This window comes from Pseudomonas sp. Ps21-P2 (assembly GCF_039672565.1).
In the GTDB taxonomy this organism is placed as follows: Bacteria; Pseudomonadota; Gammaproteobacteria; order Pseudomonadales; family Pseudomonadaceae; genus Aquipseudomonas.
In genome coordinates, this window is record NZ_JBDFPL010000007.1 from 71,173 (window position 1) to 94,576 (window position 23,404).

At 62.3% G+C, this 23,404-nt stretch carries 21 protein-coding genes and 1 riboswitch; of the genes, 14 read left to right on the forward strand and 7 right to left on the reverse strand.

What is annotated here, in order from left to right; all coding sequences use genetic code 11:
- Positions 1-4: 4 nt before the first annotated feature.
- Positions 5-586, reverse strand: a complete 582-nt coding sequence (rpoE, locus tag ABEH28_RS18205; RefSeq protein WP_037014368.1) for an RNA polymerase sigma factor RpoE — start codon at positions 584-586, stop codon at positions 5-7.
- Between the two features lie 494 nt (positions 587-1,080).
- On the opposite strand from rpoE, the gene nadB reads away from it, so the two are divergent.
- Complete coding sequence (gene nadB, locus ABEH28_RS18210; RefSeq protein ID WP_346630741.1) at positions 1,081-2,697, forward strand: L-aspartate oxidase; 1,617 nt, start codon at positions 1,081-1,083, stop codon at positions 2,695-2,697.
- Here the strand turns inward: nadB and ABEH28_RS18215 are convergent.
- Positions 2,666-3,133, reverse strand: a complete 468-nt coding sequence (locus ABEH28_RS18215; protein ID WP_346630742.1) for a protein YgfX — start codon at positions 3,131-3,133, stop codon at positions 2,666-2,668. The genes nadB and ABEH28_RS18215 overlap by 32 nt on opposite strands.
- Entirely contained in the window at positions 3,117-3,371 is a 255-nt protein-coding gene (locus ABEH28_RS18220) for a succinate dehydrogenase assembly factor 2 (protein WP_065992433.1), read from the reverse strand. The genes ABEH28_RS18215 and ABEH28_RS18220 overlap by 17 nt, the downstream gene beginning before the upstream one ends.
- Positions 3,372-3,513: 142 nt before the next feature.
- On the opposite strand from ABEH28_RS18220, the gene ABEH28_RS18225 reads away from it, so the two are divergent.
- Both ABEH28_RS18225 and ABEH28_RS18230 read left to right on the forward strand, forming a co-directional pair.
- Positions 3,514-4,455 (forward strand): folate-binding protein YgfZ, encoded by a 942-nt coding sequence (locus tag ABEH28_RS18225; protein ID WP_346630743.1) that lies wholly within the window; start codon positions 3,514-3,516, stop codon positions 4,453-4,455.
- Between the two features lie 97 nt (positions 4,456-4,552).
- The gene (locus tag ABEH28_RS18230) at positions 4,553-5,374 is read left to right on the forward strand and encodes an HDOD domain-containing protein (RefSeq protein WP_192171641.1); all 822 of its coding nucleotides are present in this window, start codon (positions 4,553-4,555) and stop codon (positions 5,372-5,374) included.
- Positions 5,375-5,392: 18 nt separating this feature from the next.
- Here ABEH28_RS18230 and ABEH28_RS18235 read toward each other — a convergent pair whose 3' ends face one another.
- Together ABEH28_RS18235 and ABEH28_RS18240 are read right to left on the reverse strand one after the other, a co-directional pair.
- The gene (locus ABEH28_RS18235; RefSeq protein WP_192171642.1) at positions 5,393-6,817 is read right to left on the reverse strand and encodes a sensor histidine kinase; all 1,425 of its coding nucleotides are present in this window, start codon (positions 6,815-6,817) and stop codon (positions 5,393-5,395) included.
- Positions 6,810-7,481, reverse strand: coding sequence for a response regulator (locus tag ABEH28_RS18240; protein WP_192171643.1), 672 nt, complete (start codon positions 7,479-7,481; stop codon positions 6,810-6,812). Before ABEH28_RS18240 ends, ABEH28_RS18235 begins: the two co-directional genes overlap by 8 nt.
- 496 nt (positions 7,482-7,977) lie before the next feature.
- Here ABEH28_RS18240 and ABEH28_RS18245 point away from each other — a divergent pair, with 496 nt between their 5' ends.
- The 4 genes from ABEH28_RS18245 (at position 7,978) to ABEH28_RS18260 (ending at position 12,031) form a co-directional block, all read left to right on the forward strand.
- Positions 7,978-8,958: a tripartite tricarboxylate transporter substrate binding protein gene (locus ABEH28_RS18245; RefSeq protein WP_346627459.1), complete on the forward strand. Its 981-nt coding sequence runs from the start codon at positions 7,978-7,980 to the stop codon at positions 8,956-8,958.
- Positions 8,959-9,032: 74 nt separating this feature from the next.
- Entirely contained in the window at positions 9,033-9,491 is a 459-nt protein-coding gene (locus tag ABEH28_RS18250; protein ID WP_192171645.1) for a tripartite tricarboxylate transporter TctB family protein, read from the forward strand.
- Between the two features lies 1 nt (position 9,492).
- Positions 9,493-11,007, forward strand: a complete 1,515-nt coding sequence (locus ABEH28_RS18255; protein WP_065992418.1) for a tripartite tricarboxylate transporter permease — start codon at positions 9,493-9,495, stop codon at positions 11,005-11,007.
- Complete coding sequence (locus tag ABEH28_RS18260; RefSeq protein WP_346630744.1) at positions 11,000-12,031, forward strand: AbrB family transcriptional regulator; 1,032 nt, start codon at positions 11,000-11,002, stop codon at positions 12,029-12,031. Before ABEH28_RS18255 ends, ABEH28_RS18260 begins: the two co-directional genes overlap by 8 nt.
- A 187-nt stretch (positions 12,032-12,218) precedes the next feature.
- On the opposite strand, the gene ung is transcribed toward ABEH28_RS18260, so the two are convergent.
- Positions 12,219-12,914 carry a uracil-DNA glycosylase gene (gene ung, locus ABEH28_RS18265; protein ID WP_282366139.1) on the reverse strand — a complete coding sequence of 232 codons (696 nt, stop codon included), beginning with the start codon at positions 12,912-12,914 and terminating at the stop codon, positions 12,219-12,221.
- A gap of 171 nt (positions 12,915-13,085) precedes the next feature.
- Here ung and ABEH28_RS18270 point away from each other — a divergent pair, with 171 nt between their 5' ends.
- The gene (locus ABEH28_RS18270) at positions 13,086-14,198 is read left to right on the forward strand and encodes an enoyl-CoA hydratase/isomerase family protein (protein WP_346630745.1); all 1,113 of its coding nucleotides are present in this window, start codon (positions 13,086-13,088) and stop codon (positions 14,196-14,198) included.
- A 288-nt stretch (positions 14,199-14,486) separates the two neighbouring features.
- Here the strand turns inward: ABEH28_RS18270 and ABEH28_RS18275 are convergent, their stop codons facing one another.
- Positions 14,487-15,065 carry a hypothetical protein gene (locus tag ABEH28_RS18275; RefSeq protein ID WP_346627120.1) on the reverse strand — a complete coding sequence of 193 codons (579 nt, stop codon included), beginning with the start codon at positions 15,063-15,065 and terminating at the stop codon, positions 14,487-14,489.
- A 277-nt stretch (positions 15,066-15,342) separates the two neighbouring features.
- Positions 15,343-15,444: riboswitch (guanidine-I (ykkC/yxkD leader) on the forward strand.
- A 59-nt stretch (positions 15,445-15,503) separates the two neighbouring features.
- Here ABEH28_RS18275 and ABEH28_RS18280 point away from each other — a divergent pair.
- The 6 genes from ABEH28_RS18280 to uca all read left to right on the forward strand — a co-directional run bounded on the left by ABEH28_RS18280 (position 15,504) and on the right by uca (position 23,378).
- Positions 15,504-16,571, forward strand: a complete 1,068-nt coding sequence (locus ABEH28_RS18280) for a putative urea ABC transporter substrate-binding protein (RefSeq protein ID WP_346630746.1) — start codon at positions 15,504-15,506, stop codon at positions 16,569-16,571.
- 18 nt (positions 16,572-16,589) lie between these two features.
- A complete protein-coding gene (locus ABEH28_RS18285) occupies positions 16,590-17,405 on the forward strand; it encodes an ABC transporter permease (protein ID WP_192171652.1) in 816 nt (271 codons plus the stop codon).
- Complete coding sequence (locus ABEH28_RS18290; RefSeq protein ID WP_122536042.1) at positions 17,402-18,166, forward strand: ABC transporter ATP-binding protein; 765 nt, start codon at positions 17,402-17,404, stop codon at positions 18,164-18,166. Before ABEH28_RS18285 ends, ABEH28_RS18290 begins: the two co-directional genes overlap by 4 nt.
- A 12-nt stretch (positions 18,167-18,178) precedes the next feature.
- On the forward strand, positions 18,179-18,904 hold the full coding sequence (locus tag ABEH28_RS18295; RefSeq protein ID WP_346630747.1) for an urea amidolyase associated protein UAAP1: 726 nt from the start codon (positions 18,179-18,181) through the stop codon (positions 18,902-18,904).
- Between the two features lie 10 nt (positions 18,905-18,914).
- Positions 18,915-19,538, forward strand: a complete 624-nt coding sequence (locus tag ABEH28_RS18300; protein ID WP_265388597.1) for an urea amidolyase associated protein UAAP2 — start codon at positions 18,915-18,917, stop codon at positions 19,536-19,538.
- Positions 19,539-19,688: 150 nt separating this feature from the next.
- Complete coding sequence (gene uca, locus ABEH28_RS18305; protein WP_346630748.1) at positions 19,689-23,378, forward strand: urea carboxylase; 3,690 nt, start codon at positions 19,689-19,691, stop codon at positions 23,376-23,378.
- The last annotated feature ends 26 nt before the right edge of the window (positions 23,379-23,404 follow it).

Genomic DNA, 23,404 nt, shown 5'->3' on the forward strand with positions numbered 1-23,404 from the left:
TGTCTCAGGTTTCCTGCAACAGAGGTTGCAAGGCTTTGTCGATGGCTTCCCGAGCGCGGAAAATGCGAGAGCGCACGGTACCAACGGGACATTGCATGACGCTGGCAATGTCTTCGTAACTCAGACCGTCGAACTCACGCAAAGTTAAAGCTGTACGCAAATCTTCTGGCAGTAGCTGGATGGTTCGGTGGACGGTGCCCTCGATCTCATCCCGCAGCAATGCCCGCTCTGGCGACTCGATGTCCTTGAGGCCGTGATCGCCGTCATAGAACTCCGCGTCTTCCGATCTGACATCGCTATCCGGCGGCCGCCGACCTCGCGACACCAGATAGTTCTTCGCCGTGTTAATGGCGATACGGTACAGCCACGTATAAAACGCACTGTCACCGCGGAAGTTACCAAGTGCGCGATAGGCTTTGATGAACGCCTCTTGCGCAACGTCCTGGGCTTCGTGGGTGTCGTGAACGAATCTCACGATCAACCCAAGAATCTTGTGCTGATATTTCACCACTAGCAGATCAAAGGCTCGCTTGTCGCCGCGCTGTACGCGTTCAACCAGCTGCTGATCTTCTTCCTGGGTTAGCATGAACACTCCTCATAAAGCTTAAAGGAGCATCGCATCGGCTCTTTCGCAGGCTTGCATACATAGACTCGGGCTTTAAGCAAAAGTTCTCCCCCCTTCAAGCAAGTTTCCGGCGAGCGTCTGCTGCCCGCACGGAAAACGCCGCTCGAACCAGGTCGGCTGCGTAAATAATCTTGTCGTCAGAAGCGTTCGTACTGGCTGAAAACCGCCACTGCGTAACGTCGACGCTGTTCCTTTATGGGCAACCCACTATTGAACGTGCGGGTTCGTGAAAAGTTCCCACCGTTCACTATTGGGTGTAAGACACACGTCCCGTCAGCTGTAGGACTCAATCCGTATGAAGCTGTAGGAAAGATCGCGTCCATCAACGGGGTGCAGGACGTCGCAGGGTGGCGCACACTCCGCTCCCACTGTGATTCACCGTTGCCATAAAGCGCGGCCATTGTGCCGTTCCACCCTTGCTTATACTAGTGGCCATTTAGATACCGGAAGCAGAGATGAGTCAGCATTTCCAGCACGACGTATTGGTAATAGGCTCCGGCGCAGCCGGTTTGAGCCTTGCGCTGACATTGCCCGGTCATCTGCACGTGGCGGTCCTCAGCAAAGGCGATCTGGCGAACGGTTCGACTTTCTGGGCCCAGGGCGGCGTTGCGGCGGTACTGGATGACACCGACACCGTTCAGTCCCACGTCGAAGACACGCTGAACGCAGGCGGCGGGCTGTGCAACGAGGACGCAGTCCGGTTCACCGTCGAACACAGCCGCGAGGCCATTCAGTGGCTGATCGACCTTGGCGTGCCCTTTACCCGGGATGACCCATCAAGCGGTGTGGACGGCGGGTTCGAGTTTCACCTCACCCGCGAGGGCGGGCACAGCCACCGCCGGATCATTCACGCCGCCGACGCCACCGGCGCAGCGATCTTCCGCACATTGCTGGCGCAGGCCAAGTCGCGTCCCAATATCAAACTGCTGGAACAACGCGTGGCGGTTGATCTCATCACCGAATCGCGGCTGGGTCTGGAGGGGGAGCGTTGCCTGGGCGCCTATGTGCTGGATCGTGCGACCGGCGAAGTCGACACCCACAGCGCGCGCTTCACCATTCTGGCGTCCGGCGGCGCAGCGAAGGTCTACCTGTACACCAGCAATCCCGATGGCGCTTGCGGCGACGGCATCGCGATGGCCTGGCGCTCGGGCTGCCGCGTGGGCAACCTGGAGTTCAACCAGTTCCACCCCACGTGCCTGTACCACCCGCAAGCCAAGAGCTTTCTGATTACCGAAGCCCTGCGTGGCGAAGGCGCCTACCTTAAGCTGCCCAATGGCGAGCGCTTCATGCAGCGTTTTGACCCGCGCGCCGAACTGGCGCCCCGGGACATCGTTGCTCGCGCCATTGACCACGAGATGAAACGCCTGGGCGCCGATTGCGTGTTTCTGGACATCAGTCACAAGCCCGAAGCCTTCATCAAGAGCCACTTCCCGACCGTGTACGAGCGTTGCCTCACGTTTGGCATCGACATCACGCGTCAGCCGATTCCTGTGGTCCCGGCGGCGCACTACACCTGTGGCGGCGTTCTGGTTGACCAGCAAGGCCGCACCGATGTGCCCGGCCTTTACGCCATCGGCGAGACCAGCTTCACCGGCCTGCACGGCGCCAATCGAATGGCCAGCAACTCGCTGCTGGAATGCTTCGTTTACGCCCGCTCCGCTGCGGCGGACATCGTGACTCAGCTCGAGCAAATCCCGCAGCCGCAAAACCTGCCGGCATGGGACTCGAGTCAGGTGACCGATTCCGACGAAGACGTGATCATCGCCCACAACTGGGATGAGCTGCGTCGGTTCATGTGGGACTACGTGGGGATCGTGCGGACCAACAAACGTCTGCAGCGTGCCCAGCATCGGGTGCGGTTGCTGCTGGACGAGATTGACGAGTTTTACAGCAACTATAAGGTCAGCCGCGATCTGATCGAGCTGCGCAACCTGGCCCAGGTGGCAGAACTGATGATTGCGTCGGCGATGGCGCGCAAGGAAAGCCGCGGGTTGCATTACACGCTGGATTATCCGGACATGCTGCCCGAAGCGCTGGACACTATTCTGGTGCCGCCCACCTACGCCGGCTGAACTTCAGGCGTAGACGCAGGCGCCGGTGGCTGTCCGGCCCCATGGCGTCTGCCGGGATGCACAGACTCTGAACCCACAAGCGGCTCAGCCAAGAGCCCTTCGCAACCTTGAAGCGCAACACGACCACCTTAGGAAGCGCCAGGCTGTCCGGGCGTAGCTGCACCGGTTGCCAGCCGCCCTCTTCACTCCACAACGCCCAACCGCTGCTGTCACGCCGCAGCCCGGTGAGCGACTGCGGCTGATCGAGCAGAATGAATGGGCGAAGACTGCGGGATGCGTGCAAGGCGCACAGCAGGACGCCGATGGCTTTCGCCCACAGGGGAATTGAAAGGAGGACTATTGACGCCAGCGCAAGGATTTGCGTGACGAGGTACGCCGTTAGCAGCACCCGCGAGGGTTGCCAACGGCATTCGAAACGATCACTTCGGCTGGACACGGTCCAGAATCATCCGAACCATGCGCTGCAGCTCCGGGTCTTCCGACTCCGCGCGCTGCATGAACCAGCCGAACATGTCCTGATCTTCGCAGGTCAGCAGGCGCACATAGAGGTCGCGATCGACCTGGTTGAGCGTCGGATAGACTTCTTTGACGAACGGCACCAGCAATACGTCCAGCTCGAGCATGCCGCGACGGCTGTGCCAAAAGAGGCGATTGAGTTCAACATCTTCGACCATGGAGGGCTCCTCGAATTTGCCGGCGAGTATACAGGCGCATCGTCCCGGGGCGTACTTGCAGTTGGTCGCAGCTTTTTGCGTATACCCATTAACGACACGCGGCACTATGATGGTGCCCCAGACTTCTACCCTGCGATGACTCATGGCCGCTCCAGCATTTTTCTGCCCCCTGTCCCATGAAGGTGTGCTCGCCGTTCGCGGCGTGGATGCCGGCAAATTCCTGCAAGGCCAACTGACTTGCAACCTCGATTACCTCAGCGAAGCCAGGGCCACCCTCGGTGCGCGCTGCACGCAAAAGGGCCGCATGCAATCCAGCTTTCGCATCCTGCTTGAGGGTGACGGCGTGTTGCTGGCAATGGCCAGCGAGCTGATCGAAGCGCAATTGCTGGACCTGAAGAAATACGCCGTCTTCTCCAAATCCAAATTGACCGACGAAAGCGCCTCCTGGGTGCGATTCGGCGTGCAGGACGGCGACGGCGCACTCGTCAGCCTCGGCCTCGACCTGGCGCAGGAGACAGACTCGGTCGTCCGCGCCAATGACCTCATTGCCATTCGCGTCTCCCCGGCCCGCGCCGAATTGTGGGTACGTGCCGAGCAGGCCGATGACGTGCGCAGCCGGCTGATCGCCCACGTCCCGGAAGCACCGCTCAACGACTGGCTGCTGGGGCAGATCCGCGCCGGCATCGGCCAGGTGTTCGGGCAGACCCGTGAAGAATTCATCCCGCAGATGATCAACCTGCAAGCCGTGGGCGGGGTGAGTTTCAAGAAAGGTTGTTACACCGGCCAGGAAATCGTGGCGCGGATGCAGTACCTCGGCAAGCTGAAACGCCGGCTGTATCGCCTGACTATGGCCGGCAACGAGCTGCCCGAGCCCGGCGCTGCGTTGTTTTCGCCAGTACATTCAAGCGCGGTAGGCAACGTTGTGATCGCGGCCCGGTCTGATGTCGGGATCGAGGTGCTGGCGGTCTTGCAGGCGGATGCGGCGGAAGATGGTCGGATCCACCTTGGTGGGGCAGAGGGCGAGGCCCTGCACTTGAACGAATTGCCCTACACCCTCGACGCGAAGCTCGAAACACAGCGTTGAACCCGGTTGAAGCATGTGCGAGACGTCAGCGTAGTCATCAGCGCCGTCCCCTCGAGTGGGCGGCCGCTGGCCGGAATGCAATGTCCAGAGATCCAATATGAGTAGCATGGCTGACGAAGTGCAGAGGGATCTGATCAAGGCGATCGACAAGGATGCTCTGTTTCTGCCAACTCTCCCCGAAGTTGCACTGAGGATTCGCCTGGCGGCGGAAGACTCGGAAATCTCCATTGCGGCGCTGAGCAAGGTCATCGGCAGCGACACCGCGCTGTCGGCCCGGCTGATCAAAGTCGTCAACAGCCCACTGTTGCGGCCGAACTTTGAAGTCAGCGACGTGCTGACGGCGGTTCGACGTCTGGGCGTGAACTACAGCTGTAACCTGGCCATCGGGCTGGTGGTGGAGCAGATGTTTCACGCCAAGTCCGATGTCATTGAAAACAAGATGCGCGACATCTGGAAACTCAGCATGCAGGTGGCCGGGGTGTGTAATGTCCTCAGTTACCGCAGTGCGCGTTTAAAGGCTGACCAAGCCACCCTGGCCGGGCTCGTTCACCTCATTGGCGTGCTGCCAATCCTGACCTACGCCGAAGACAACTACGAGTTGCTCGCCGACCCTATCAGCCTCAATCACGTTATCGAACGCATCCATCCAGTCATTGGCGAACGGCTTCTGCGCTCGTGGGATTTCCCGGAGGGCCTGGCGATCGTGCCCCGGCAGTTTCAGAATTTCAGCCGTGTTTCCGATCAGGCCGACTACGTGGATCTGGTGCAGGTGGCGACGATTCACATTCATGAGATGAACGGCACGCCGTACTCCAATCTGCAGTTTCAGTCAGTGCCGGCCGTGTCGCGGTTGGGCCTGAACATGGCTGACGGCGCGCTGATCAACGAGATGAATCAGGCGATGACGCTGCTGTACTGATCGCTTTTATGGGCCCGCTCAGCCGAGTCCCACCAGTCCCGACTCCGGCACCATAAAGCTCACTCTCACTTTCAGGCCCCGCTGTGCGCCGTCATGCAAGGTGATGCGCGCCAGATGTGCCCTGCAGATTTCACCCACAATGGCCAACCCCAGGCCCGAACCCTTGCTCTGCTGATTGCGTCGATAGAAGCGCTCGAACACCCGGTCGCGCTCGTGAGCCGGAATGCCGGGGCCGTCGTCCTCGACTTCCAGCGTGCACGGCGCATGGACGCGCAAGATCACGTTGCCGCCCGCAGGGGTGTGGGCAAGCGCGTTGTCCACCAGATTGCTCAGTAGCTCGTTGAGCAACGTGGGTTCGCCGCGCATCCACACCGGCTCGTCGGCTTCCAGCGCCAACGCCACACCCCGGGCGTGGGCAAGCGGCGCCATGGCCATGCCCAGTTCCCGCGCCAGTTGGCTGAGGTCGAGCAATTGCGCGCCGCCCTCCGCGATGGCCCGCGCGCCGTTTTCGATGCGTGCCAGCGACAGCAACTGATTGGCCAGATGGGTCAGTTTGTCGGTGCCGGAGGCGGCGCTTTCGAGCGTATTGCGCCACGCGGCGGGGTCCTGATCACGCAGCCCCAGCTCCAGCCGCGCCTTCAAGGCGGCCAGCGGCGTGCGCAATTCATGGGCCGCGTCGGCGATGAACTGCGCCTGGCGCTCGAACTGCATGCGCAGCCGCTCGGTGAAGTGGTTGAGGGAGCTGACCAGAGGGCGCAGCTCGTGCTGCACTTCGACCAGCGGCAGCGAGCGCAAATCGTCAGGCTGGCGTTCTTCCACCGCCGTGCGCAGGCGATCCAGGGGCCGCAACGCGGCGCTGACCGTGAACCAGACCAGCAACAACGCGCCGCTGCCGAGCATGCCCAGACGCAGCAAGGTGTCGGCCATCAAGGCCTGAGCCATGTCCACCCGGGCTTCTTCGGTTTCCGCCACGCGAATCTCGGCCATGCCGTTCATGTTCGGTTCGCTTACGGCCTTGAGCAGGCTGACCACCCGTACGTCCTGGCCTTGATAACGGCCGCTGTAGAACTTGGCGAGGGCCGGATAAGCGTCGGTGCGCGGCGTGCCCGGCGGCGGCGCGGGGATGTTTTCGTAGCCCGAAATGAGCTTCTGATTGATGTCGTTGACCTGGTAGTAAATGCGGCCCGCGCTGTCGTAGGCGAAGGTATCCAGGGCCACGTAGGGTACGTCGGCGCTGAGGGTGCCGTCGCGCTCCGACAGCCCGGCGGCGATGGTCCGCGCCGAGGCCAGCAGGGTGCGATCGTAAGCGGTGTCTGCTGCTTCGCGTCCGTTCCAGTAGGCGCTCATGCCGCTGGCGATCATCAGCACCACCAGCAGCAAACCCAGGTTCCACAGCAAGCGCCAGCGCAGGCTGTTTTCCGCTGAAGGAAACGGATTAAGCATCCCGGCTTTCCAGCAGGTAACCCAGGCCCCGGAACGTGACGATCGCAATCGGGTGCCCATCGAGCTTCTTGCGCAGACGGTGTACGTAGATTTCGATGGCGTCGGCGCTGGCCTCTTCGTCCAGCCCAAACACCTGCGCCGCCAGTTGCTCCTTGCTCATGACCCGACCGGGTCGGGCGATCAGCGATTCGAGCACGGACTGCTCGCGGGATGTCAGCGTCAGGAGTTCTTCACCGAGGGTGAAGCGGCGGGTATCGAGGTCGTAGACCAGTTCGCCACAGCGTTGCTGGCGTTCGCCACCGAGTACGCTGCGGCGCAACAACGCCTTGACCCGCGCCTCCAACTCAGACAGTTCGAAGGGTTTGGCCAGGTAGTCGTCGGCGCCGAGGTTCAGGCCGTGGACCCTGTCCTTGACGTCGCTGCGGGCAGTCAGCATCAGCACCGGGGTGTTCTTGCCCCGCGCCCGCAGACGCGCCAGCACCTCAAAACCGTCCATGCGCGGCAGGCCAACATCGAGCACCACCACGGCATATTCTTCGCTGCTCAGGGCCAGATCAGCTGCAACGCCGTCGTGCAGAACGTCAACGGTCAGGCCGCTGCTCTTGAGTGCCAGCGCGACGCTTTCCGCCAGTTGCAGATGATCTTCGACGAGCAGGACACGCATCGATTTCTCCCCATTGAGCATTTTATGGGCGGAGTTTACAGGCGCGCCGTCGTCTGTGAAGGCCCGGCGCGCTGGAATGACTCCGGCGCTGACGAGCAACGTCTCTGCAACGGTCCAGCCGAACGCAGCCTGAGCGCTTCGTGAAAGGTAGTTGAAAGGTTGATGAAAGGTTCGCTGACTAGGATCCCGTTACGACTTGTCACGATTGCGTCCCGCGTGACGCTGCTGATGCCAGGGTCGTGACGAAAAACGCCTCGATGCGTTTTCAACAATAAGAACAATATCGGAGTCATCAGTGATGCCCTCACTGCAATCATCGGCCCTCGCGCCGTCTGAATCCCATTATGTTTTCTGTTCACCTCGCAGCCCTGTTGCGCGGTGTTTCGTCACGTCTGCACGTTGGCTGCCCGCAGTTTTGCGAAGGTGTGACACGACTGCCTGACGAACGTACGACCGCCTGCCCCCATTAAAACAACAACTCCTCTGGAGACGGACCATGAACCTATCGTTGCGCCATATCAGCGTCGCCGCCAGCTGCATGCTGATGGCCACCCAATTGTGGGCCGCCGAGCCCAATCGTCCTGAATGCATCGCGCCGGCCTCGCCCGGTGGCGGCTTCGACCTGACCTGCAAACTGGCGCAAAGCGCGCTGATCAACGAGAAGATCCTCTCCAAACCGATGCGCGTCACCTACATGCCGGGCGGCGTCGGCGCCGTGGCCTACAACGCGGTGGTCGCTCAGCGTCCGGCCGACGCCGGTACGCTGGTGGCCTGGTCCAGCGGCTCGCTGTTGAACCTGGCCCAGGGCAAGTTCGGCCGTTTTGACGAGAACGCCGTGCGCTGGCTGGCCGCCGTCGGCACCAGCTACGGCGCGATCGCGGTCAAGGCCGATTCGCCCTACAAGAACCTCGACGATCTGGTTAAAGCACTGAAGGCCGACCCGGGCAAAGTGGTCATCGGCTCCGGCGGGACCGTGGGCAGCCAGGATTGGATGCAGACCGCGCTGATTGCCAAGGCCGCCGGCATCAACCCACGGGAACTGCGTTATGTCGCCCTCGAAGGCGGCGGTGAAATCGCCACTGCCCTGCTCGGCGGGCACATTCAAGTGGGCTCCACCGACATTTCCGACTCCATGCCGCACATTCTCAGCGGCGACATGCGCCTGCTGGCGGTGTTCTCCGAAGAACGTCTGGACGAGCCGGAAATGAAGAACATCCCGACCGCCAAAGAACAGGGCTACGACATCGTCTGGCCGGTGGTGCGCGGTTTCTATCTGGGGCCAAAGGTGTCGGACGAGGAGTACAACTGGTGGAAAGCGGCGTTCGACAAGCTGCTGGCCTCGGAAGACTTCGCCAAGCTGCGCGATCAGCGTGAGCTGTTCCCGTTCGCCATGACCGGCGAAGAGCTCGACAAGTACGTGAAAACCCGCGTCGCCGAGTACAAGACGCTGGCCAAGGAATTCGGCCTGATTCAGTGACTGACCCCATCGAAGCGTACTTGATTGGCTGAGGATTGCGCCGCCTGTGCGGTGGCGTGATCCGGGAGTTTTCCATGGTGATACAACGCATTTTCGCCGTCGTGCTGCTGCTGGTCTGTATCGGCCTGGCAATGATGGCCTGGCCTTATCAGGCGCCCTTTTCCTACGAACCCGTCGGCCCCCGCGCCTTTCCGCTGCTGATGCTGGCGCTGATGGGCATTTCGCTGCTGTACATGGCGATTCGTCCGACGCCGATCGTGCATTCCGAGGAAGAGCCGGCGCTGGACCGTCCCACACTCATCAAGATCGGCATCTGCACTGTGCTGCTGCTGGTGTTCGCCGGGCTGTTCGAGCCGTTGGGTTTTGTGCTGAGCAGCATTCTGATCGGGATTCCCATGGCGCGTCTGTACGGCGGCCGCTGGCTGCCGAGTGTCGTGATCATCACCTTCATGAGCATCGCGCTGTACGTGCTGTTCGACAAAGTGATGGATGTGCCCCTGCCCCTCGGTCTGCTCGACGTTATGGAGAACTGATATGGACACTCTCGGCTATCTCGGCCAGGGCTTCGGCGTCGCGCTGACCCCTTACAACCTGATCACCGCCCTGTCCGGCACGCTGATCGGCACTGTCGTCGGCCTGCTCCCCGGCTTGGGTCCGATCAACGGTGTGGCGCTGTTGATCCCGATCGCCTTCGCATTGGGCCTGCCGCCGGAGTCAGCATTGATTCTGCTGGCGGCGGTGTACCTGGGCTGCGAATACGGCGGCCGCATCAGCTCCATCCTGCTCAACATTCCGGGCGAAGCATCGACCGTAATGACCGCGCTGGACGGCTACCCGATGGCCCGTCAGGGCATGGCCGGCGTGGCGTTGTCGCTGTCGGCATGGAGTTCGTTCATCGGCGCGTTCATCGCCACCTGCGGCATGGTCATGTTCGCGCCGCTGCTGGCGAAATGGGCAATTGCCTTCGGCCCGGCGGAATACTTTGTGCTGATGGTGTTCGCCATCGTCTGCCTGGGCGGCATGGCCGGTGATCGACCGCTGAAGACCTTTGTCGCAGCGCTGATCGGGCTGTTTCTGTCGAGCATCGGTATCGACGCCAACAGCGGCGTGTACCGGTTCACCGGCGACAACATCCATCTGGCTGACGGCATTCAGTTCGTCGTGCTGGTGCTGGGCCTGTTCTCGATCAGTGAAATCCTCTTGTTACTGGAGAAAACTCATCGCGGCCAGGAAGCGGTGAAAGCCACCGGCCGCATGATGTTCAACTTCAAAGAGGCTAGTTCGGTGTTCTGGGTAAACATCCGTTGCGGTCTGATGGGCTTCATCATGGGCGTGCTGCCCGGTGCGGGCGCGACGCTGGCCAGCGCCGTGACCTACATGTCCGAGAAACGCATCGCCGGGGCAAGCGGCAAATTCGGACAGGGCGACATGCGTGGTCTGGCGGCGCCGGAAACCGCCATTGGCGCGACGGCCTGCGGCGCGCTGGTGCCGATGCTGACGCTGGGCGTGCCGGGTTCGGGCACCACGGCGGTGATGATCGGCGCCCTGTCGCTGTACAACATCACGCCGGGGCCGCTGCTGTTTCAGCAGCAACCGGACATCGTCTGGGGCCTGATCGCGTCGTTGTTCGTCGCCAACATCATGCTGGTGATCCTCAACATCCCGATGATCCGCATCTTCACCCGCATCCTGTCGGTGCCGAACTGGGCACTGGTGCCGGTGATCGCGATCATCACCGGGATCGGCGTCTACGCGGTGCATGCCACCACCTTCGACCTGTTCCTGATGGTCGGCATCGGCATCTTCGGTTACATCCTGCGCAAGCTGGATTTCCCGCTGTCGCCGATTCTGCTGGGGTTCATCCTCGGCGGGCTGATGGAGCAGAACCTGCGTCGCGCGCTGTCGATTTCCAACGGCGGCCTGGAGATTCTGTGGTCGAGCCCGATCACCCTGGGCATGTGGGTCGTGACGGCGTTCATGCTGGTGTTCCCGCTGATCCGCATCTGGCGCAAACGCTCCAGGCAGCGTCGCGCGCTGGCCGATGTCTGATCGGCCATTCAGCACGTGGTGGGGCACACCGCTGGTCGGCCTGCTGGGGGGATTTCTCGCCAGTCAGGTTGGCTGGCCATTGCCCTGGATGGTCGGCTCGTTACTGGCGATCATCCTGGTCCGCTGCCTCACGCCCTGGCAGTTGGCTGAAATTCCCGGCGGCCGCAAATGCGGCCAATGGGTGGTCGGCATCGGCATCGGCCTGCACTTCACCCCCGTCGTCATCGAACAAGTCCTTTCTCACTTCGGCCTGATTTTCATCGGCGCACTGGTGACCAGTGTCTCCAGCGTGGTCGGCGTGTGGCTGATGCTGCGCACCGGCGAGGACCGCGCCACGGCGTTCTTTTCCAGCATGCCCGGCGGTTCGGGCGAGATGGTCAACCTCGGCGCACGCAACGGCGCGATTCTCAGCAACGTCGCCGCCGGGCAGAGCCTGCGGGTGCTGGCAGTGGTGCTCTGCGTGCCGGCGATCTTCAAGTATTTGATGGGCGATGGCGGCCCGCCTTCCTATGGGACAGTGGTGGATTGGCGGTGGCTGCTGCTGTTGTTTCCGCTGGGCGCGTTAGTGGCCTGGGGCTGGGAGCGTCTGAAACAGCCCAATCCGTGGTTGTTCGGGCCGTTGCTGATCAGCGCGGTAATCAGCATCAGTTTCGATTTGCACATCGGCCTGCCCCAGGGCGGCAGTCAGCTGGGGCAGTGGCTGATCGGCAGCGGCCTGGGTTGCCACTTCAACCGGGCGTTCTTTCGCCGTGCGCCGTCGTTCATCGGCCGCACGTTGCTGGGGACGGCGCTGACGATGAGCATCGCGGCGTTGTGCGCACTGGGGTTGAGCACGCTGACTCATCTAGATTTGCGCTCATTGACCCTGGGAATGATGCCGGGCGGGATTGCCGAAATGAGCCTGACGGCGGAGGTGCTGCAGCTGTCGGTGCCGCTGGTGACGGCGATGCAGGTGATGAGGTTGTTGTTTGTGTTGTTTCTGGCCGAGCCGTTGTTTCGGTATTGGGATCGACGGCTGGGTTAACGACTCACTCAACATGTGGGAGCGAGCTTGCTCGCGAAGAGGTCAGTACATCCGCTAAATTTTCAGCGGTTGAAATACCGTCTTCGTGAGCAAGGTGGAACGCCACCCCGGTCATTCCCACAAGGTCTGCGTCTGTCTAGGAATGATCCGGTGTCAGGAGTACCCCAACGTCTGACGTCATCCCGCGCTAGACAACAGCCGGCAATCGCCACTCAATCGGCGCCAGGCCGTTCTGCTCCAGAAACTTGTTCGCCAGACCAAAATGCCCACATCCGATAAACCCCTTGTACGCCGACAGCGGCGACGGGTGCACGGCGGTCAGGATCAGGTGCTTGGACGCATCGATGAGCTTTTTCTTGCTCTGGGCATGGGCGCCCCACAGCAGGAATACCAGGTGCGGCTGATGAGCGCTCACCGTTTCGATGATCTTGTCAGTGAAGTGCTGCCAGCCCTTGCCGGCATGGGACGCGGCGTTGGCGCGCTCGACGGTGAGCGTGGTGTTGAGCATCAACACGCCCTGCTCCGCCCACGACTGCAGATAGCCGTGATTGGGGATGTCAATGTTCAGGTCGCGCTTGAGCTCTTTGTAGATGTTGACCAGCGAAGGCGGCGCCGGCACGCCCGGCTGCACCGAGAAGCACAGGCCGTGGGCCTGATTGGGGCCGTGATACGGGTCCTGGCCGAGGATGACCACCTTCACGTTATCCAGCGGCGTCGAGTTCAGCGCATTGAAGATCAGCGGCCCCGGCGGATAGATTTCCTTGCCCGCCGCATGCTCCTGACGCAGAAATTCGCGCAGCTCGCCCATGTAAGGCTTTTCGAACTCGTCGCGCAGGGCCTGCTTCCAGCTGGCCTCCAGTTTGATGCGGTCGTCGTTTGTCATGGTGTGATCCGGCAGAAACAATGCGCAACTTTAGGGACTGTGGCTGATTATTTCCAGCGCGGCGCCGTCGGATCTTCCTACACTCGTTCACAGCCGCCGGTTTGCAACTTCCGGGCGTCGAGGGGACTCACAACTCTCCATAGATCCCCGTACCACTGACAAGAGGTCACGATGAATCTGCAATTTGAAGAGCTCACCACCACGGACGGCGCCCGCCTGGGCATCGCCACGCTGGATGCGGAAAAATCCCTGAATGCCCTGTCGCTGCCGATGATTCTGGCGCTGCAGGACCGCCTGAACGACTGGGCCAGCGACCCGCAAATCGTCTGCGTGTTGCTGCGCGGCAATGGCGAAAAAGCCTTCTGCGCCGGTGGCGACGTGCGTGCGCTGGTCGAGGCCGGGCGTGGGCAGCCGGGCACGGTTCCGCCACTGGCTGCTCAGTTTTTCGCCGCGGAATACCGGCTGGATTACACGCTGCACACTTTTCCCAAACCGCTGATCTGCTGGGGCCACGGCTATGTGCTGGGCGGCGGGATGGGTTTGCTGCAAGGGGCGAACATTCGTGTCGTGACGCCGAGCAGCCGGCTGGCGATGCCGGAAATCAGCATCGGCCTGTTTCCTGACGTCGGCGCCAGTTGGTTCCTGTCGCGACTGCCGGGCAAGTTGGGGCTGTTTCTTGGATTGACCGGCGCGCACATCAACGGCCGTGACGCGCTGGACCTTGGTCTCGCGGATCGTTTTCTACTGGACGATCAGCAGGAGGAGATGATCGACCGGCTGCTGCAGCTCAACTGGCAGGAGCAGACCAAGGTGCAACTGACCAGCCTGTTCAGGGCGCTGCAACTGGAGGCGGTGGATCAGTTGCCCGCCGCGCAATGGCTGCCTCGGCGCGAGACGATCGATGAGCTGCTGGATATCGCCGACGCACCGAGCGCCTGGAATGCGTTGAAACATCATTTGAATGGCGATGACCTGTTATTGGCTAGGGCGGCGAAAACGCTGACCGATGGTTGCCCGATGACGGCGCATCTGGTGTGGGAGCAGATTGAGCGGGCGCGGCATTTGTCATTGGCTGAGGTGTTTCAGATGGAATACGCCATGGCCCTTAATTGCTGCCGCCATCCCGAGCTCGCCGAGGGGGTGCGTGCGCGGCTGATCGACAAGGATCAAACGCCTCACTGGCACTGGCAGGACATCGCCACGATTCCGCTGGCGGTGGTGGATGCGCATTTCGAGAAGGCCTGGGAAGGACGGCACCCGCTGGCGGATTTGTCGGAGTATTGAGGCTTGAATTCATGCCTGCATGGATGGTGTTCAAACGGGCGCCGTCCCGGCTGAAGCCGGTCCTACATTCGAATCGCGTGCATTCAGCGGGATTGGCGGAGATCTCATTGTGGGACCGGCTTTAGCCGGGAATGCGTCGGGTGCTACACCGCAAAGGTGAGGGTGAATAGACGGGCCTCTTCCCCGCTGAAGCCAGTCCGACATTTGGATGTGCGCCCACGCTGGTTGCTCGGGTCATGTATTCAACCCAAAAGAACGGCGCCCCTCGGAGCGCCGTTATTGCATCACTCAGCGATTGCCGCCGCCCGGTCCGCCGTGTCCGCCGCGGCCGAAACCGCCGTCTTCGCGGTGATTGCCGCCAGATCCGCCGGGGCCTGGGCGTGGACCACCGCCGCCACCTCCACCCCCGCCTGGATTGCCATGCCAACCGCCGCCGGGTCCTGGGCCATTGCCGCCTCCGGGTCTCGGGCCTTGGGGTGGCGGGCGATAGCCGTTGCCGCCGCCGTTATAGCCACCCCCGCCGTGGTATCCGCCGCCCCCGCCATTCCAGTTGCCGCCACCATAACCCGGGCGACCTCCGTAACCGGGGCGACCTCCGCCGTATCCAGGCCCGTAATAACGCGGTGGAGGCGCGTAGTAACGGGGTGGCGGCGCGTAGTAGCGGGGCGCCGAGTAGTAACGCGGCGAGGAGTAATACACCGCCCCTCCGGAATACACCGGAGCGACCGGGCGATAACTGTCGTACACGTAACCACTGCTGTAGCCACTGCTATAGATCGGCTGCGTGTAGCTTTCTGATTCGTAATAACCTCCGTAACAACCTGCCAGGGACAACGTCATCAAAGCGGTAAGCAATCGTCGATACATGGCGGCCTCCCGGACCGCGGTAGAGCTCGAACCAGCGGCGCTGGTCGGCGTTCCCGAAACTGCCGAGAACGTTAACTGAGACTGCGAATTGCAGACCTAGTGCCCCACCGCGGTCCCCAGGCGCCAGACGGCGCCCTGCATCAGTGCACGTCTCGCCCGTCGTCAAACCACCTCCGCCCGCCCAGCTCAGGCGCCACAAGGGTTTGCGCAACTTGGCACAACTCTCGCTTGGAAGAGGATGTGCAGGAGTCACTACAGGTTCGCGGCACCACAATTTGCAATAGCCGACTAGGGTTCCGGCTCGCGTTTCGCGAGTGGCTGGTCCGAGAGTTGGCGACCTCCAGTAGAGGTTACACGGCGGGATAAAAGCCCGGGAGACAGGACACCAGTGGTGTCGCCGTGCTCCTGACCGTCCCTTTTCGCTACTGGAGACACCCCATGCAAAAGTCCCGTCTGTTCAGCCTGCTCACCGCGGGCGTCTTTGCCGCATTGAGCCTCTCGGCCACCGCCGCCCCGAAAAAAGATTTCGACGTCTGCTGGACCATTTATGCCGGCTGGATGCCATGGGAATACGCAGGGACTCAAGGCATCGTCGACAAATGGGCCAAGAAGTACGGCATCCACATCAAAGTCACCCAGCTCAACGACTATGTCGAATCCATCAACCAGTACACCGCTGGCCAGTTCGACGGCTGCACCATGACCAACATGGACGCCCTCACCATCCCGGCCGCCGGCGGCGTTGAAAGCACCGCGCTGGTGGTCAGCGACTTCTCCAACGGCAACGACGGCATCGTCATCAAGGGCGACGGCAAAAAAGTGGCCGACCTCAAGGGCATGGACGTCAACCTGGTCGAGCTGTCGGTGTCCCACTACCTCCTCGCCCGCGCCCTGGACTCGGTGGACCTGACCGAAAAAGACCTGAAAGTCGTCAACACCTCCGACGCCGACATCGCCGCCGCTTTCAACACCAGCGAGGTCAAGGCCGTCACCACCTGGAACCCGATGCTCTCGGAGATCAAGGCCAAGCCCGGCGTTACCGAAGTGTTCGACTCCAGCAAGATCCCCGGCGAGATCATGGACATGATGGTGGTCAACACCCAGACCCTGAAAGACAACCCGGCATTGGGCAAAGCCCTGACCGGCGCATGGTTTGAAGTGGTGGCGCTGATGAACGCCAAATCCGCCGAATCCAAAGCTGCGCTGGAGCACATGGCCCAGGCGTCGGGCACTGATCTGGCCGGATTCCAGTCGCAACTAGACACCACCAAGCTGTTCGCCACGCCTAAAGAAGCGCTGGAGTTCGCCACCAGCAAGCAGCTGCCGACGACCATGCGCAAGGTCGCTGACTTCTCCTTCGACCACGGCCTGCTGGGCGAAGGTGCCAAAGACGCCAGCGCGGTCGGCATGACCTTCGCCAACAGCGTGACCGAAGGCGACAAGGCCAACCTCAAGCTGCACTTCGACCCGAGCTACGTGCAGATGGCTGCCGACGGCACGCTGTAAAAACCAAAGGTCTTTGCCATGCGTTTGATAAACCGCCGCCCGGATCGCGCCAGTCGCCTGATCCTGGTGCTCCTGCCGTTCGCCCTGTTGCTGTTCGCCTATTTCACGGGCTCGGCGACGCGGCTGACGGAAAACCCCAACGACAAGCTGCTGCCCAGCGCCGTGCAGATGACCGATGCGATCAAACGGGTGGCGTTCGTGCCCGATCAACGCACCGGCGAATACCTGCTCTGGCAGGACACCGGCGCCAGTCTGCAGCGCCTCGCGGTCGGCCTGGCGATCAGCGCCATTGTCGGGCTGTGCCTGGGCATTGCGTCGGGGGTGCTGCCGTTGTTCAGCGCGCCGCTCTCGCCGTTACTGACGGTGGTGTCGATGGTGCCGCCGCTGGCGATTCTGCCGATCCTGTTCATCGTCTTCGGTCTGGGCGAGCTGTCGAAGGTGATGCTCATCGTCATCGGCATCACGCCGGTGCTGGCCCGTGACCTGGAGCAGCGCGCCCGGGAGATTCCGGTCGAGCTGCTGATCAAGGCGCAGACCCTGGGCGCCTCGACCTGGACGCTGATCCTGCGGGTGGTGCTGCCGCAATTGCTGCCGCGCCTGTTGATCTCGCTGCGGCTGGTGCTGGGGTCGGCGTGGCTGTTTCTGATCGCGGCCGAAGCCATCGCCTCCACTGACGGTCTCGGTTACCGGATCTTTCTGGTGCGGCGCTATCTGGCGATGGACATGATTCTGCCCTACGTGGTGTGGATCACCCTCCTCGCCTGGCTGATGGACTGGGGCCTGAAAGCCCTCACGCGCAAGGCATTCCCTTGGTACGAGGGGGCGCGCCCATGAGCTTTATTTCGGTCAAAAACGTCTGGCAGCAATATGGCGATCAAGTCGTGCTCGAAGGCTTGAACCTGAGCATCGCCGAAGGCGAGTTCTGCACACTGGTGGGCGCGTCGGGTTGCGGCAAATCTACGTTCCTGCGGCTGCTGCTGGGACAGGAAGTCGCCAGCAAAGGCGCGATTCTGCTGGACGGTCAGCCGCTGGCGAAGGAACCGGATTCGACCCGTGGCGTGGTGTTTCAGCGCTATTCGGTGTTCCCGCACTTGTCGGTGTTGGATAACGTTGCCCTGGGCTTGGAATTGCCGCGCTCGGCGTTGCTCGGGCGGCTGTTCGGCGCCGCCAAGCGTGACGCCCGGGAGCAGGCGGCGGCGCTGTTGCACAAGGTCGGCCTCGATCACGCGCTGGACAAGTACCCGACGCAACTGTCGGGCGGCATGCAACAGCGTCTGGCCATCGCCCAGGCGCTGATCATGAAGCCACGGGTTTTGTTGCTGGATGAGCCCTTCGGCGCCCTCGACCCCGGCATCCGCAAGGACATGCATGCCCTGCTGCTGGAGCTATGGCGCGAAACCAAGCTGACGGTGTTCATGGTCACCCACGACCTGTCCGAAGGCTTCAACCTCGGCACCCGGCTGCTGGTGTTCGACAAGGTCCGCATCGACCCTCACGCCCCCGGAGCCTATGGCGCGCGCATCACTTACGACATTCCCCTGAACAGCGACCGCCGCGCCGCCCGCGTGGCGCTTGATTCGCTGAAAACGGCTTGAAGGACATTGCCCATGACTGATTCAACCACGCTGTTTCCCGTGTTCGCCGAAGAGCTGCTGCCCGGCGGCGGGCACCTCTCGTTTTTGCTCAAACGGGGCGAACTGCTGCGCCTGACCGACCTGAACGGCAACGCCAACGTCAGCCTGACGATGTTCAACGCCCACGAAAAAACCGAGCGGCTCAACCTGCCTGACAGCCTCAAGTGCCAGCACACCGCCAAGCTCACCAGCGGCCATTGTCTGTATTCGGACATGGGACGCGTGCTGGCGGCGATCACCGCCGACACCTGCGGCTGGAGCGACAGCATCGGCGGCGTGCTGTGCGCCGAAGAGGTCACCGAGAAATACGGCCAGGGCCGCTATCAGGAACTGCGCAACGGCTTCTTCCGCAACGGCGCCGACAACCTGCTGGTGGAGATGGGCAAGTGGGGCCTGGGCCTGTCGGATCTGTTGATGACGCTGAACCTGTTCAGCCGGGTCAACGTCGACGATCACGGCGCGCTGGCCTTCGTCCCGGGCAACTCAAAAGCGGGCGACAGCATCGAGCTGTACGCGCCGATGGACACGCTGGTCGTGATGACCGCCCTGCAACACCCGATGGACCCCAACCCCGAGTACGCACCGCAGCCGGTCCAGCTGAGCTGGATGAAGGCCGACCCCAGCGTCGCCGAGCACTGCCGCACGTCCCGCGAAGAAAATGTGCGCGGTTTCATCAACACCGATCGCCTGTTCGCCTGAGGAGGCCAGTATGACCAGCACCATGACCTCTGCCCCCGTTTCCATCACCCACATCCCGGCAGGCGAGCCCTCCCTGACCGAACTCAAGGCCGGGCAAACCCTGCGTCTGCTCGACCTCGAAGGCAATCAGGCGGTCGACACGCTGTTTTACAGCCTCGCCAACCCTCGCGAACGCTACGACGTGCAACGCACGTTGCGCCGGCAGAACAACGTTTACCTGAGCAAAGGCAGCGTGCTGTATTCGAACCTGGGCAAGCCGATGCTGACCATCGTCGAAGACACCTGCGGGCGCCACGACACCCTCGGCGGCGCCTGCGCCCAGGAGAGCAACACCGTGCGTTATGCGCTGGATAAAAAGCATATGCACAGTTGCCGCGACAGCTATCTGCGCGCCTGCATCCATGATGGTCGGCTGGGCAAGCGCGACATCAGCCCGAACATCAATTTCTTCATGAACGTGCCGGTCACGGCGGACGGCGGCCTGACCTTCGAAGACGGCATTTCCGGCGCCGGCAAGTACGTCGAACTGCGCGCCGAGATGGACGTGATCGTGCTGATTTCCAATTGCCCGCAGCTGAACAACCCCTGCAACGGCTACAACCCGACCCCGGCAGAACTGCTCGTCTGGGACTGACCGCTGACCGCGATTTCAAGGGTTCAAGATTCACGGGTTCAAGCTTCAAGATTTCGGCGCGAGGGACGGCCTTCGTGCAACGCGTACCACAGCGGGACGGCCCGCTACCCAGTGTGGGGTTGATCGCTATCGATCCCCGGGGTCAATGCCATGTTCGACAAACTGCTGATTGCCAACCGCGGCGCCATTGCCTGCCGCATCCTGCGTACCCTTCGCGACCTGCAGGTCGGCGGCGTTGCGGTGTACGCCGAAGCGGACGCTGCCAGCCTGCACATTCTGCAAGCCGATGAAGCGCACAGCCTGGGCGAAGGTGGCGCCGCCGGCACCTACCTGGCGGTGGACAAGATTCTCGCCATCGCCCAATCCACCGGCGCCAAAGCGATTCATCCGGGTTACGGCTTTTTGTCCGAAAACGCGGCCTTTGCCCAGGCCTGTGAAGACGCCGGCATCGCCTTCGTCGGCCCGACACCCGAGCAACTGCGGGTCTTCGGCCTCAAGCACACTGCCCGCGCCCTCGCCAAACAACACGGCGTGCCGATGCTCGAAGGCACCGAACTGCTGGACAGCCTGGAAGACGCCTTGAGCGCTGCTGAAACCATCGGCTACCCGGTCATGCTGAAAAGCACGGCGGGCGGCGGCGGGATCGGCATGCGCGTGTGCCGCAGCGCCAGCGAACTGAGCGAGTCATTCGAAGCTGTCAAACGATTGGGCCAGAACAACTTCAGCGACGCCGGGGTGTTCATCGAGAAGTACATCCAGCGCGCCCGCCATCTGGAAGTGCAGGTGTTCGGCGACGGTCGTGGCGAAGTGATCGCCCTCGGCGTGCGCGACTGCTCGGTGCAGCGTCGCAATCAGAAAGTCCTCGAAGAAACCCCCGCGCCGAACCTTCCCGCCGGCATGGCCGATGAGCTGTGCGCTGCGGCGATCAAGCTGGCAAAAGCGGTCAACTACCGCAGCGCCGGCACCGTGGAGTTCGTCTTCGACAGCGATGATCAGCGGTTTTATCTTCTGGAAGTGAACACCCGTTTGCAGGTCGAGCATGGCGTGACCGAGCAAGTCTGGGGCGTGGACCTGGTGAGCTGGATGATTCAACTGGCGGCCGGCGATCTGCCGCCGCTGGTTGAATTGCGCGCGGTTTTACAGCCAGTCGGCCATGCGATTCAGGCGCGTTTGTACGCTGAAGATCCGGGTCGGGATTTCCAGCCCAGCCCGGGTCTGCTGACCTCGGTGCACTTCCCCGCCGCCGACGGCAAACACCTGCGCATCGACACCTGGGTCGAGGCCGGGTGTGAGATTCCGCCGTTTTTCGATCCGATGATCGCCAAGGTCATCAGCTGGGCGCCGGACAGGACGTCGGCCAGTGACGGTCTGGCCCAGGCCCTGAGCAAAACCCGGCTGTATGGGATCGAGACCAATCGCGACTACTTGCGTCAGATCATCGCGGACGTGCCGTTCGCCAGCGGCCAGCCGTGGACGCGGTGCCTTGAGGGGCTGACCTATCGCGCCGACACGTTCGAGGTCCTGAGCGGCGGCACCCAGACCAGCGTTCAGGATTATCCGGGGCGCCTGGGTTACTGGGCAGTGGGCGTGCCGCCGTCGGGTCCGATGGACAGTCGCTCATTGCGTCTGGGCAATGCTCTGGTGGGTAACGCTGAGGGCTGCGCCGCACTGGAAATCACCATGAGTGGGCCGACGCTGCGCTTCAACATTGATGCGGTCATTGCCGTGACGGGCGCGGTCATTCCGCTGACGCTGGATGGCGTAGCGCTGCCGATGAATCAATCGTTGCTTGTTTCTGCTGGATCGACCTTGGTGCTTGGCACCATCGCGGGCGCCGGTGCCCGCAGTTATCTGTGCGTGCGGGGCGGGCTGGACGTGCCGGATTATCTGGGCAGCAAGAGCACGTTCACCCTGGGCCAGTTTGGCGGGCACGGCGGACGGGCATTGCGCGCGGGGGACGTGCTGCATATCGCGCCTTTGTCTGACCGCAGCGCAGGCCAACAACTGGCAGCTGAACGCATCGCTGCGCTGCCGGAAGTGCGCGACATCCGTGTGATCTACGGCCCCCACGGCGCGCCGGAGTACTTCACCGAACGCTACATCGAGACCTTCTTCGCCACCGACTGGGAAGTGCATTTCAACTCCAGCCGCACCGGCGTGCGCCTGATCGGGCCCAAGCCGGAATGGGTGCGTGCCGACGGCGGTGAAGCGGGCCTGCACCCGTCGAACATTCATGACAATCCGTACGCCATCGGTGCGGTGGATTTCACCGGGGACATGCCGGTGATCCTCGGGCCGGACGGGCCGAGCCTGGGCGGGTTTGTGTGTCCGGTGACGATCATCGAGGCGGATTTGTGGCAGTTGGGGCAGATCAAGGCCGGGGACAAGGTGCGGTTTTATCCGGTGAGTGTTGAAACAGCCCGTTCAGTGAAATTGAACACTGATTTTTGTGGGAGTGAGCTTGCTCACGAAGGGGGTGCTGAATCCGACAAATCTGTAGCGTCTGAGCCATGGCATTCGCGAGCAAGCTCGCTCCCACAGGGTTTAGCGTTGACCTCGCCCGCTGTGTTCCCAAAAGGGGCAGCGTTGACCTCGCCTGTTGTGCTCGACATCGGCAAGGACGATACCCGCCTCGTTGCTCGCCTGTCCGGCGACACCCATCTGTTGCTGGAAATTGGCGCGCCGGAGCTGGATCTGGTGCTGCGCTTCCGCGGCCATGCGCTGATGCAGGCGCTGGAAAGCAAGCAGCTCAACGGCGTGATCGACCTGACGCCGGGCATTCGTTCGCTGCAGGTGCATTACCAGCCTGAGCAACTGCCGCTGAAAACGCTGCTCGAGGTGGTCGCTGGCGAGTGGGACGGCGTGTGCGCCAGCAAGAATCTGGAGGTGCCGTCGCGCATCGTTCATCTGCCGCTGTCCTGGGATGATCCGGCCTGCCAACTGGCCATCGAGAAGTACATGACCACCGTGCGCAAGGACGCGCCGTGGTGCCCGAGCAACCTGGAATTCATTCGCCGCATCAACGACCTGCCGAACCTCGACGAAGTGCACCGCACGGTCTTCGACGCCAGTTACCTGGTGATGGGGCTGGGCGACGTCTACCTCGGCGCACCGGTCGCCACGCCGCTGGACCCGCGCCATCGGCTGGTCACCACCAAGTACAACCCGGCGCGCACCTGGACCGCTGAAAACTCCGTCGGCATCGGCGGCGCGTACATGTGCGTCTACGGCATGGAAGGCCCCGGCGGTTATCAGTTCGTGGGCCGCACGTTGCAGATGTGGAACCGCTATAGCGCGGTGGCGGCGTTCGATGGCAAACCGTGGCTGCTGCGGTTTTTCGATCAGATCTGTTTTTATCCGGTCAGCGCCGACGAACTGCTGACCATCCGCCGCGATTTCCCCCTCGGTCGGTACCCGCTGCAGATCGAGCACAGCACGCTCAATCTGACGGAGTACCAAACCTTCCTGGCCGAAGAAGCGCAGAGCATCGCGGCATTCCGCAACCAGCAGCAGAGCGCGTTCAACGCCGAGCGCGAACGCTGGATCGCCAACGGGCAGGCTTCGTTCGAGAGCGACGAAGCGGTGGCCGAATCCACGGAAGAAGCGCCGCTGCAAGACGGGCAGACCAGCGTCGACAGCCACATTGCCGGCAATCTCTGGCAGGTGCAGGTCAGCGTCGGCCAGCGCGTCGAGGCGGGGGAAACCCTGGTGATTCTGGAGTCGATGAAAATGGAAATCCCGCTGCTGGCGCCCCACGCCGGTGTGGTCAGCGACGTCCGCGTGCAGCCTGGCTCGGCGGTGCGCGCCGGGCAACGGGTGGTCGTGCTGGACGTCGGCTGATTGGCGCTTGATGTTCCTTGCAGCTT